The sequence below is a fragment of the Campylobacter sp. JMF_06 NA1 genome (genome assembly GCF_027737785.1).
Taxonomy (GTDB): domain Bacteria; phylum Campylobacterota; class Campylobacteria; order Campylobacterales; family Campylobacteraceae; genus Campylobacter_B.
This window is the reverse complement of record NZ_JAOVUA010000002.1, coordinates 290,302-302,429: the sequence shown is the minus strand read 5'-3', so window position 1 is coordinate 302,429 and position 12,128 is coordinate 290,302. Positions and strand designations below refer to the sequence as shown.

Below are 12,128 nucleotides of genomic sequence, written 5' to 3'. Positions count from 1 at the left end.
CAATAATAAATAAAATAACACGCATTGGAAAATAACAGAAGTTAGATTTCAAAAACGGAAAGTGGATTATATTCAAGGGTTGCTTAAAAAGAGATTAAAAACTAGAAAAAATTTTTTGAAATTTTAAAATTTAATCTTTAAGCAAAATTTTATTTTCTGCCCGTTTTACGACGCGACCCACGATAGCGGCACTTTCGTATCCTGCATTTTTTAAATTTTGCACCGCCCTAGCGACATCTTTTTCACTTATAGCGAGCAAAAGCCCGCCACTAGTTTGTGCATCGGCTAAAATCACTTCCGCTTCTTTATCGCAAAACGGAGCGATAAATTTCAAATTTCTATAACTTCCGCCAGGGATTAGCCCCTCATCTAGGCACTTTTGCACGCTTGCAAAAAGCGGAATTTCACGCACGAAAATTTCAAAGCTAATGTTTTCATTTATCATTTCTAGCGCGTGTCCCAAAAGCCCAAAGCCCGTGATATCGGTCGCAGCGTGTATTTCTAGCCCACTAAGCGCACCCAGAGCGTATGAATTTAGCCTAATCATACTCTCGATTGCGTCGCGAAATTCAGCGAATTTCAAAAATTTCGCCTTTATCGCCGTTGAGATTACGCCAGTGCCAATAGATTTTGTCAGCACGAGCAAATCGCCTTCGCGCGCAGTATTATTCGACCAAAATTTCCCCGGATCAACCACGCCAGTAGCGCTTAATCCATAATAAATTTCTTTCGTTTTTATCGTGTGTCCGCCCACTAGCACGCCACCGCACTCGCTGATTTTGCTCTTACCCCCAGCTAAAATTTCTTGCAAAATTTCATCACCAAAATGGCAATCATCAAATCCAACGATATTTAGAGCATTTATCACTTTTGCGCCCATTGCGAAGATGTCGCTGAGCGAATTTGCCGCGGCGATTTGGCCGAAAATGTATGGATCATCGACAATCGGCGTGATGAAATCGAGCGTCTGCACGAGCGCCAAGCTCTCACTTATGCGAAAGACGCTCGCGTCCTCGTTGCTATCGATCGACGATAGTAAATTTGCATCGGGCGTGATTATGCTTCCAAGGTTTTTCGTTAGACCCGCCGGGTCCAGCTTGGCTGCTCAACCCGATGCGCTGATAAATTTCGTAAGGTTAAAATCACGATAAATCATAGTTTTATAGCTTCGTATTTTGATAAAATTTCCATAATCTCATAAGCGTTTGAAATTTCGCCAAGGGCTAGGTCGCCGACTAATTTATAGCTTTCCAAACAGCTTCCGCAGCTTAGTATTTCCACGCCCGCCTCGCTTAAATTTTTTAATGCTTCAAAGCTTGAGTGAGCGCGATTCGTGGTGATAAATACGGCGTTATTTACGCAAATGACTTTGGCTGGTTTTTGCTCTAAATTTAATAACGCGCCCAAAAATTTAGCCAAAAGCGCCTTGCCGACTGCGCCAGAACCGCAACTTTCTTCGTTTAAAAACACCACCTTTGGCTTAGCGAAATTTGGCGTATCGCAAAAAATATCGTCCAAACTCTCATCTTTTAGCTCATCGGTTTTGGTAAGCGAAATCGTGGCTTCACCGCTATTTTCGCTGATTTGCGCGTCAAATCCGTTTTTTTGTAAAAATCGTTTTATATTTTCTTTGGGTGCGATATCATTAACCAAAATTTCCAAATTTTCGCCGATTTTTAGCGATTTTAGGGCTTTTTTGGTAAGCAAAAGTGGCTCGGGGCACGATAAATTTCGACAATCTAGTTGCAAATTAAATCCTTAAAAAAATATCTTTGACACGCAAAGCTAGCGAGGAAAAAATCCTCGCTCAAATTTTATAAACGAGGATATTTTTCCTCAAACTGCGATTTCGCCACGCTTCCTTTATCCAAAAGCTCGCGATACCAGTAGTGGTGAAGCACATAAACTTCCTCTTCTGGTTTATGTCCATCTATCATAGAGTGAATCGCTCCGCTGATAGCAAACACGGTCATATAGATATGCACGCACAAAAACACAGCGCAAACTGCGCCAAGCAGGTTATGTACGATGACACTAGCGCGCAAAACCTCGATTTGGCTCACGCCACCAAGTGCGCTATTTACCGCAGGCGCGCTGTAATCCAAAAAATACATTGACGCACCAGTGGCTATCATCACCATACCGCCCACAGTCGCTATCCAAAACCACGCCTTTTGGCCAGCGTTAAATTTACCAGCAGGGATTGCGCGCTTGGTTTTGCTAAGGTATCCGCCCATGATAATCATCCATTTAATATCATAAAAGCGTGGCAGCATACGCCAAAACCACAAAACAAACATCGGAATCACAGCGATTGCAAATGCGATAGTGGCGATTCCATGGGCGTTTTTACAAAACCTCACGAAGCTTCCCCCGCCAAAACTCTCGCCAAACATCATTATTAGACCAGTTGGCACCAAAATCGCCCACGAACTAGCCGCGACGAAGTGAAAACATCGCTCAAAAAGGGTAAATGCAAGCACAGGCTTGCCAGCGTGGTGGTCGAAGTGTTTCGCCCCCACAATCAAATAATGCCCCAAAAACGAGAGTATCACCGCAAGGCTAGCCCCCAAGGCTAACCACGCAAAAAATCCTGAACTTTGAAGTTGCACAAAAAGCGGTGCTAGGCCATCTTCGTATAAATTTATGTTTTCTAGTCGGGCTTTCCCCCACACATTATTCCCACTAGTTTGCACAACCTGTGCATATGGTCGGTCCTCGGCATACGCGCCCAAACAGGCGCAAAGCACACAAAAGAACTTCTTCATATATTTCCTTGACACAAAAATTTAGGGATTATAGCGTTTTAAGCCAAATTATGGCTTAGAAAATTTTATTAGTTTCTTCGCCTAAATTCCTCATAACCAAACTCTATCATATCCTCGACATTTCCGCTCTCATCTACCATTACCAAATTTGGCAATTTTATGCCATTAAAGGTCGTGTTTTTAACTATCGTGTAGTGGATTTGATCTTCGAAAATCACCCTATCGCCGATTTGCAAAGGTTTGTCAAATTTATACTCTGGCTCACCTGCTTCCAAACCTACAATATCACCAGCTAGGCAGGTATTTCCACCGAAACGATAGACAAATTTGCCCTCCTTGCTCTCGCCACGCACCGCAGGGCGATATGGCATAAGCACGGTATCTGGCATGTGTGCCTCAGCCGAAGTGTCCAAAATCGCGATGTTTGCGTCGTTTTCGACGATATCAAGCACGCTAGCGACTAGATATCCGCACTCCCAGCCCACAGCCTCGCCCGGCTCTAAAAACACCTCCACGCCGTATTTTTCGCGGAATTTTTTGATTAAGCTAATTAGCAATTCGACATTGTATCCCTCGCGCGTGATATGGTGTCCGCCACCGAAATTTAGCCATTTAAGTGAGCCAAAATATTTGCTAAATTTCGCCTCAAACGCCTCTAAAACGCGCTTTAAATTCTCCGCACCCTCTTCGCAAAGTGCATGAAAATGAAATCCACTAATCCCCTCTAAAAACACGCTCTCTTCGCTAATAGCGCGCTCTAACGCCCCTAGCGTCATACCAAGGCGGCTAAATTTACCACACGGATTGTAAGCGTCTTTGGGCGCAAAAGAAGTTTGCGGATTTAGGCGAAGCCCACATTGCACGCCAGCACTCATCGCCTGCGCGCGGTATTTTCGCCACTGAGAGGCGCTATTGAAAACCACATGATCGCTAAGGGATAAAATTTCAGCCATATCGCACTCTTTAAAAGCTGGCGAGTATGTATGCACCTGCGCGCCCGCTCCAAGCATTTGCCTAGCGAATTTCGCCTCGTGCAAGCCGCTGCAAGTCGCCCCAGATAGATATTTTTTCACTAGTGGCATACCAAGTGAAAATGCAAAGCCTTTTAATGCACACAAAACCACTGCCCCACTTCGCTCGCCCACGCTTTGCAAAAGGGCTAAATTTGCCCGCAATTTCGATTTTTCGCACACATACGCTGGGGTTTGAATTTCATCAATTTTCATAAAAATCCTTTTGTAAAATTTTTTAATTATATAAAATTTTATAAAATTTTGGCTAAAATCGCCGAATTTTAAATCAAAGGAAAGATATGGTAGAAGTGGAATTTTTAGGTCCAATCGGCAAAGAGCCGATGAAATTTGACGCCAAAACACTTAGCGAAGTAAAAGAGATTTTAAGCAAAGATAGCTCGCTAAAAGAGTGGCTATCTAGCTGCGCCGTAGCAGTAAATGACAAAATGGTCTATGAGCTAAATACCGCGCTTAAAGACGGCGATAAAATCAGCCTTTTGCCACCGGTTTGTGGGGGTTGAGATGAAGTTTGCTGGCAATTTTTCTTTGCACGATGGCGCGCTTGATATCCCTGCGATTTCGAATTCATGGTATGAGCGTTACAAAGGCGCAAACTGCGGTGCGCTGATTACTTTTATCGGCATTGTGCGCGATGAAGATGGTATTAGCGGACTTAGTTTTGATATATACGAGCCGATTTTGCGCTCGTGGTTTCAATCGTGGCAAACAAAGGCGCAACAATCTGGCGCGCAGGTTTTTTTCGCGCACTCAAAAGGCGATGTGAGCGTGCATGAAAGCTCATATATCGCGGGCGTGCTAAGCCCACAACGCAAGGTCGCACTTGCTTTGATAAACGATTTTGTCGAGGATTTTAAGGCAAATGCGCCGATTTGGAAATACGATTTGATAAAGGGTGAGCGAATTTACGCTGCTTCTCGCTCGCAAAAACTGCGCGGCGCAGGTATTTTGGCAGAGTAAATTTGCAAAATTTGCAAATTTACTTACTATTGATTACAAACCAAACCATAAGCACCATAAACAACACAAATAAAACATAACCAAGATAATTTACTCCACCTTTTTTAGCCAAAATTTCATCATCTTGCATTTCTAAAAATTTTAAAAATCTCTTGCAAACCAAATACCTACCAAGCATAGCACATAGCATCGATATGCCCATACTAATCGCTCTATCTATGCTTTTATCTAAATTTGGAAAAATAATAGTAAGTAGAAAATTAACAGCAAAAATAAGTCCTGCTAACCAATAAATTTTTCTATAAACCAAAAAGAAAATCGTCCCAAAAAAAGCCCAAAGGCTAAAAGTATTATCAAATTCTAATTTTTCGCCTTTACCTGCTGCAAAAAATTTTTCGCAATCTTTGGCATAAAGTTCAATCTTGTTTGGAGTTTTTATATATAGTGCGAGTTTTTCTCTAAGCAAATTTGGATTGTTAAACACCTCTTTTGCATAATCTGTCATAAATTTCCTTTTAAAAATTTGATAAAATTTTCGCCAAATTTATAATAAATTCGGCGAGAGTGTAAGTTAAAATTTAAACACATCTTTTGCAGATGAAATTTGCTTCGCCATACCAATATCGATTTTTTGGTAACCGCATTTAAAAATCGGCTCCAAAACCTCGGTAAAAAAGGCGTTTAAGCCCTCTTGGGTAATCTGCTCGTTGCTCGCATACCTTGCTAGCCCCATAAAAATACCATGTCCGATTTCGTTGCCAAAGCGCGCTTCCTTGCCCATGAAATCGTTTAGCGCGTGGCACACAGCCACTGTGGCTTTGGCGTTAGCAACATGATTGTCGTTTAAAAAGTCTTCGAGCACGCCATAATCGCACTCGCATTTGATCCAGCGAAATGCTTTCGCGCTAGACGGGGAAATTTGGGTGTCATTGACATTTGCTGCGCAGATGATAAAGAGGTTTTTTGGCACGGCGAAATAGGATTTATTGTCTTTGACAATCACGCTGAATTTTTCCATTTCCGCCTCATCGAGGGTGTCGATGAAGTGCGAGTTTTTGGTGCGGATGATAGAGAGCGGGTCGTTTTCGTCATATCTGCGCTCCAAAAGCGCAATGCTCTCGCCAAAAATTTCATCAAAATTTCCGCTATCAATGGAATCAATTATCAAATAATACTCGCCTTTTGGATCTTTTAGCGCCTTTTTGCAAAGCGCCTTAAATTCGCCATTTACTAGCTTACCAGCCACGAAACCATCGATAAAATCGCTATATGAGAAGCTCTCATGGAAGCTAAGGTAGCAAAAATGGCTAGGGCTTAATTTTTTATCCTTGATTAATGCGCGAATTCTTCTAGTTTTTCCTGAGCCGATTGCACCGAAAAATATCGTATTTTTGGCGACTTCTTCGCTTTTGTAATTTTGCAAATACTCGAAAAATAGCGAAGCATAGACCGGTTTGGCGTTATATGGAGCTTGGGCAGGGTATGGTTCGAACTCGCTCATAAATTTCGCGCTAGCCTCGTAAAAATCGGAGAAATTCTCGATTTGCATGGCATAGAGCGAATTTAGTAAATTCACGCTTTCATTTTTATATAAAAATGTCGGAAGCTCATCGTTAGCCTGCGTGAAAATACTAGCTAGCAAGTAGAGTTTTTCTGGGCTTGCCTGCTCCAAGCCTGCACCCGCGCCCACGCCTAAATTCAGCGAACCCTCGTCGCCCAAATAATGCTCTAATAAGAAAAAATTGTCCGCCTTCATCGTGGCTTTTAAAAACTCAATTACGACAAAAGGCTGATTATGCAAGCAAATATCAAAAAATTCGCTGGCTAAATTCGCGTCAATGCTGATAAATAGCCTATACATCGTGTCGTAAAAATTTATGATTTTTTGCTTAAATTCGTTTCGTTGAAGGCGTTCTTGGGTTGCCATATTGAAATTTTTGATTATGTTTTCAATAAAAACATAAAGCGACACTACATCTTTATCCTCACCGCTAAGCACGCTCTCTACGCTAGTGGCGGCTGTTTTTGGGAAAAGATCTTTTTTGGCTGCGATACGGTCTTTGAAAACAAAATCGTAATAAAACGCGCCGATATTCGCGTCAAAAAATTGCTCCATAAAAAAATACTCAGCATGCGGGAATTTCTCGCCGAAGCTTAAAATTTTGTCGCTTCTTAAATTTCCGTCGCTGAAATTTATGTATAAATTCGACAAAAAATCGCTCTCAAAATCATCGAAACTATTTAAATTGTGCTTTAAAGTTTGCAAATGTTTTGAAATGGCTAGGTGTTTTTTGACCCAATACTGGTTTTTGCTATGATTTTTCCAATCGCTAGCAAGCGCGGTAATTTGCTCTTTTGTGAAATCTTGCATGGACTTTTCCTTTTAAGATAAATAAAACCTCGCAAGATACCTAAATTTAAATAAATAATAAATAAAACTTATTGTATGCCTGAGATTAACGGGACAAATTCGCACGCACCCAAATTTTCTTGGCTTATCTCGCTAGGCGAAATTTTATGAAATTTAATGATATATTGCGCTCCGCCCTCACTCATGGGAGCCACCAAAATACCGCCGATTTTAAGCTGAGCGAAGAGCCTGTCGCTAATTTTGGACGCGCAGGCTGAGAGTAGTATCCTATCATAAGGCGCAAACTCGCGCCAGCCCACATTACCGTCATCGTGGCGGAGATTTATGTTGCGAATACCCAAATTTGCAAAGTGTTTTTTCGCCTCGCCCACCAGCCTCTCCACGCGCTCCACAGCAAAAACCCTACGCACCATATATGCCAAAATCGCAGACTGATACCCGCTTCCACAGCCGATTTCTAGGACATTTTCTACGCTCTCATCAATGTCAAGCGCCATGCTCATTCTAGCCACAGTTAGCGGAGAGCTAATCCACTGAGACGCCAAAATCGGTTGCGCATTTAAGCTAAACGCATGCGCGCTAAATGGGGCAAACTCGCTACGAGATACGCTTTTTAATGCGTCATAAAGCGCTGGCGAAATAGCGATTTTATCAGCGATTTCCTCCGCCATTTTTTCGCAACGAAGTTTTTCTAAACTATCCAAAATTTTCTCCATTATTTTAAAATGAACTACGAATGCCGACGATTTTTTGCGGGGCGGACGAAGGGCTAGACTAAGTCGTCTGCCCGAGTTCGCAACGCAAAAAAGCTAGGCTGGGTTCAACCGCCAAACTCCCTAGAAATCGTCGAAGCTTAGGCTACCTTTTGAATAATTCGTAACCTTACTTTCAAAGAAATTCGACTTTTGGTCATTAAATTTCGAAAAATCATCGACCCATTTTATCGGGTGAGAGGCGCCGTATTTTTTCTCTAAACCAATCGCAAGCAATCGTTGATCGACTAGGTAGTGTATGTATTCTTCGATGATATCGTCTGTAAAGCCCATGATTTGGTTATCTGTGATATATTTACCCCATTTGATTTCCAAATTTCCAGCTGTTTCAAACATTTCGTAAATTTTACTGATATTTTTCTCGTGGAAAAGGTCAGGTCGTTCTTTGCGCACGGAGTTTATCATGTTTTGGAAAAGTAATAGGTGCGTGATTTCATCTCTTTGGATAAATCTAATCATCTGCGCTGAGCCAAGCATCTTGCCAGCGCGTGCCAAGGCATAAATCGAAGTAAATCCGCTGTAAAAATAAATGCCCTCTAAAATTTGATTCGCAACCATGGCTAAAAGCAGTTTATCGTCCGTAACCTCGCCTGCTAGCTCCTCATACACACTCGAAATATAGGCGTTTTTCTCGCGCAAAACATCATCGTGTTTTTCCATTTCATAAATCAAATCAGTATTTTCGCAAATCGCCTCGACCATTACCGCGTAACTTTTGCTGTGATTTGCCTCTTCGTAGGCTTGGCGAGCGAGCACAGCGTTGATTTCAGGGGCTGTTATGTAAGGATTTATGTTATCAGCTAGATTATTTGTCTGGAAGCTATCCATGGAGATTAGCTGGCTCCATACCAAATCATACATGCGTTTTTCGGCGGTTGTGAGATTGAAGTTATAATCCCTCACATCGTCAGTCGTATCGACCTCTTTGGGAAACCAAGTATTTGCCTCCATAATGTCCCAGAGTTTGAGCGCCCATTGGTATTTTGCCTTGGTGAAATTTAGTATTCCGTGCGGATTGCCGTTAAAGACCTTGCGATTGGTGAGAGTTTCGTCTGAAAAGGGGTTGTAGATTTTTTTTCTATCCATAATTTTGCCTTTTTTTGAAATTTAACTCGCAATTCTAGCAAAATACAAATTAGAAATTTCTAAGAGAGATTTTTAGAGGCGAGATTATCTTTGTGGGGTCGAAATTTTGCTTTGGCGCGCCAAGATCTCCCAAATTTTCGCCAGTATCAAGGAAATTTTGCAAAAAATACTCGCCCGTGTATCCTTGCTCGCACAAAATTTGCGCCATTTGTGAAATGTCACTTTCGCTTAAAAGATCGCTATGCACAGTAGTTCGCACCTCGAAGGCGAAATTTACGGATAATAAAAATTTCAAAGTTTGAAGGAAATTTTCGTAAAAATTTGATTTTGTGATAAAGCTAAATTTAGCCTCATGCGCCTTAAAATCAAGCGAGATAAAATCGACTAAGCCCAAATTTACGGCGTTTTGTATGATTTGTGGATTTGAGCCGTTTGTGTCGATTTTGACCTCAAAACCCAAATTTTTCGTTTTTTGCAAAATTTGCATAAATCCCCTAGCACAGGTGCATTCGCCCCCGCTAAACACCACGGCTTCTAACTTACCCACGCGCGAGCGCAAAAACGCAAATAGCTCATCTTCGCTGATTTTGCCCTCGCCACGCACGACGCTCGGATTATAGCAATACGCACAGCGCATATTACACCCCGCAAACCACACAATAGCCGAGAGCCGCTCAGGGAAATCTGTCATCGTAAATGGCGTAATATGGTAAATTTCAGAATTTTGCATAATTGTGAATTTTAAAATTTAGCCAAATTTAAACACGCTAAATTTGGCTAAATTTGACTATTTTTCTTCGAATTTTACCTTATTTTCATCGAAAAACACTCTCTCTTTGTGTTCGCCCTTTTTGCCTACATTGAAGCTCTCCACAGGGCGCAAATACCCCATTACACGGGTATAAACTACACATTTTGTGCGTTTTTTTTCTAACTCTTTTGGGAATTCCATCTTTTGCTCCTTATTTAAATTTCAAAATTTCAAATTTCAAGCACCCTTGCTCTCATACTCCGCCATTAACTCAGCGTCGCATTTCGGGCAGTATTCGTGCTCGCCTGCGATATATCCATGTTTCGTGCAGACGCTAAATACAGGCGAAATCGTAATATATGGGAGTTTGTAGTTGCTAATGACATTTTTGATAAATTTCTTGCACGCCGTGCCTGAACTAATGCGCTCTTTCATATACAAATGAAGCACCGTGCCCCCTGTATAGCTACTTTGTAGCTCGTCTTGCATATCCAGCGCCGCGAACGGATCATCGCTAAAACTTGCTGGGACTTGGGTAGAGTTTGTGTAGTAGATATTTTCGCCAAAGCCCGCTTGTATGATATCTGGGTAGCGTTTTTTATCCTCTTTGGCGAAGCGATATGTGGTGCCTTCCGCTGGCGTTGCTTCGAGGTTGTATAGATTTCCTGTGTTTTCTTGGAAAAGGCGAATTTTGTGACGCAAATACTCGATCAATTCTAGCGCAAATTCACGGCCAAATTTGGTTGTAATGTCCTCTTTATCATCTGTGAAATTTCTAATCATTTCGTTTGCGCCGTTAATGCCAATAGTGCTAAAATGGTTGTTAAAGCCCGGCAAATAGCGCTTGGTGTATGGATACAACCCGCGTTCGAACATTTCCTTGACAAACACACGCTTTTTCTCCAAAGTGCTTTTTGCTAACTGCAAAAGCGTTTCAAGCCTAGCGTAAAGTGCCTCTTTATCGCCTTTGTAAAGGTATCCAAGGCGGGCTAAATTTATCGTTACCACGCCGATACTTCCAGTCATCTCAGCACTGCCAAAAAGCCCGCCACCGCGCTTTAAAAGCTCTCTAAGATCTAGTTGCAGTCTGCAACACATCGAGCGAACTGCGCCCGGTTTATAGGCTTTTGGATTTTCGACTTTGTTACCGTTTTCGTCTGTGATATACTGGCTTCCGACGAAATTTTGAAAATAGCTTGATCCGATTTTGGCTGTGTTTTCAAACACTGCATTTGCTGCGTCGCTGTCCCAATCGAAATCCTGAGTGATATTTACGGTAGGAATCGGGAAGGTAAATGGCTGACCGCATTTATCGCCCGCTGTCAAAACCTCGTAAAATGCGATAACAATGCGTCTCATCTCTGGCTCAAAATCGCCGTAAGTTAGCTCTATTAGGGAGTTTTTGCCACGCTCTTTTGCCCTTTGCAACAGCTCCTCATCATCGATTCCCTCAAAAAGGTGGTGTTGGTTTGAGGTAGGGATTTGCGCCTTTAAATCCTCTGGGCAGGTCATATCAATCGTAACATTTGTAAATGGGCTCTGACCCCAGCGCGCTGGGACATTTAGGTTATAAACGAAGCTTGTGATTGCCTTTTTGATCTCTTTGTCGCTTAATTTATCCTTAAAAACATAAGGGGCAAGATAGGTATCGAAGCTAGAAAACGCCTGCGCTCCCGCCCACTCGCTTTGCAAAATTCCTAAGAAATTCGCCATTTGATGAAGCGCCTCTCTAAAATGCTTCGGAGCCTTGCTCTCTACGCGACCCCTAACGCCGTTAAATCCCTCATCGAGCAATACTCTTAGGCTCCAACCAGCGCAGTATGCGGTTAGGCAATCTAAATCGTGGATATGATAATCGCCGTTTCTGTGCGCCGCCCCCTCTTCGCGCGAATACACCTTGTCTAGCCAGTAGTTTGCGATGACCTTGCCAGCGGTGTTGTTGATAAGTCCTGCGTTTGAATAGCTTGTGTTTGAATTGGCTAAAATTCGCCAATCTGATTTGCCGATATATTCATTGACGGTTTGGGTGCAGTTTATGTAGGTAGTGTCTTCTTCTAACCCATAGACATGCTCTCTTTGCATTTTGTGCGTGTGGCGATAGATCATAAAACTTTTTAAAACATCGAAATTTCCGCTTTCAAACAGCTTTTTTTCTATTATGTCTTGGACATCTTCGACACTTAGGCTATCTTTGAAAACAATCGTTTTTAGGACATTTTCGAAGACTTTTTCGTCAAAATTTGCGCCCACACTCTCATAGGCTTTTTTGATAGCGTCTTTTATTTTGTAATCTTTGAATTCTTGAAAACTACCATCTCTTTTAATAATTTTTATCATTAACTCCCCCTAAAAAAGAAACGCGAAAGTATAGCAAGATATAGTTAAAAT

Annotated in this window: 11 protein-coding genes and 1 pseudogene; 2 read left to right on the top strand and 10 right to left on the bottom strand. The window is 42.0% G+C overall.

Translation table 11 applies throughout. The features are described from left to right. Positions 1-130: 130 nt before the first annotated feature. From selD to nspC, 4 genes are all read right to left on the bottom strand, one after another. Complete coding sequence (gene selD / locus OFO07_RS04320; RefSeq protein ID WP_270871062.1) at positions 131-1,156, bottom strand: selenide, water dikinase SelD; 1,026 nt, start codon at positions 1,154-1,156, stop codon at positions 131-133. After that, on the bottom strand, positions 1,153-1,749 hold the full coding sequence (gene yedF, locus OFO07_RS04315; RefSeq protein WP_270871061.1) for a sulfurtransferase-like selenium metabolism protein YedF: 597 nt from the start codon (positions 1,747-1,749) through the stop codon (positions 1,153-1,155). The genes selD and yedF overlap by 4 nt, the downstream gene beginning before the upstream one ends. A gap of 65 nt (positions 1,750-1,814) precedes the next feature. After that, complete coding sequence (locus OFO07_RS04310; protein ID WP_270862622.1) at positions 1,815-2,768, bottom strand: formate dehydrogenase subunit gamma; 954 nt, start codon at positions 2,766-2,768, stop codon at positions 1,815-1,817. Between the two features lie 68 nt (positions 2,769-2,836). Then, positions 2,837-3,994 (bottom strand): carboxynorspermidine decarboxylase, encoded by a 1,158-nt coding sequence (gene nspC / locus OFO07_RS04305; protein WP_270871060.1) that lies wholly within the window; start codon positions 3,992-3,994, stop codon positions 2,837-2,839. Between the two features lie 86 nt (positions 3,995-4,080). On the opposite strand from nspC, the gene OFO07_RS04300 reads away from it, so the two are divergent. Continuing rightward, a complete protein-coding gene (locus OFO07_RS04300) occupies positions 4,081-4,302 on the top strand; it encodes a MoaD/ThiS family protein (RefSeq protein ID WP_270858133.1) in 222 nt (73 codons plus the stop codon). Between the two features lies 1 nt (position 4,303). Continuing rightward, on the top strand, positions 4,304-4,759 hold the full coding sequence (locus OFO07_RS04295; RefSeq protein WP_270871059.1) for a molybdopterin synthase catalytic subunit: 456 nt from the start codon (positions 4,304-4,306) through the stop codon (positions 4,757-4,759). Positions 4,760-4,778: 19 nt separating this feature from the next. Here OFO07_RS04295 and OFO07_RS04290 read toward each other — a convergent pair whose 3' ends face one another. The 6 genes and pseudogenes from OFO07_RS04290 to OFO07_RS04265 all read right to left on the bottom strand — a co-directional run. Next, the gene (locus OFO07_RS04290; protein ID WP_270871058.1) at positions 4,779-5,264 is read right to left on the bottom strand and encodes a DUF2628 domain-containing protein; all 486 of its coding nucleotides are present in this window, start codon (positions 5,262-5,264) and stop codon (positions 4,779-4,781) included. A gap of 66 nt (positions 5,265-5,330) precedes the next feature. Then, positions 5,331-7,130 (bottom strand): hypothetical protein, encoded by a 1,800-nt coding sequence (locus OFO07_RS04285; RefSeq protein WP_270871057.1) that lies wholly within the window; start codon positions 7,128-7,130, stop codon positions 5,331-5,333. Between the two features lie 68 nt (positions 7,131-7,198). After that, the gene (locus OFO07_RS04280; RefSeq protein WP_270858136.1) at positions 7,199-7,834 is read right to left on the bottom strand and encodes a protein-L-isoaspartate(D-aspartate) O-methyltransferase; all 636 of its coding nucleotides are present in this window, start codon (positions 7,832-7,834) and stop codon (positions 7,199-7,201) included. Between the two features lie 132 nt (positions 7,835-7,966). Next, a complete protein-coding gene (locus OFO07_RS04275) occupies positions 7,967-8,989 on the bottom strand; it encodes a ribonucleotide-diphosphate reductase subunit beta (protein WP_270862616.1) in 1,023 nt (340 codons plus the stop codon). A 49-nt stretch (positions 8,990-9,038) separates the two neighbouring features. Further along, on the bottom strand, positions 9,039-9,719 hold the full coding sequence (locus OFO07_RS04270) for an anaerobic ribonucleoside-triphosphate reductase activating protein (RefSeq protein ID WP_270871056.1): 681 nt from the start codon (positions 9,717-9,719) through the stop codon (positions 9,039-9,041). Positions 9,720-9,797: 78 nt separating this feature from the next. Then, positions 9,798-12,077 (bottom strand): annotated as a pseudogene (locus tag OFO07_RS04265) (ribonucleoside triphosphate reductase); the annotation flags it as partial. Positions 12,078-12,128: the final 51 nt, after the last annotated feature.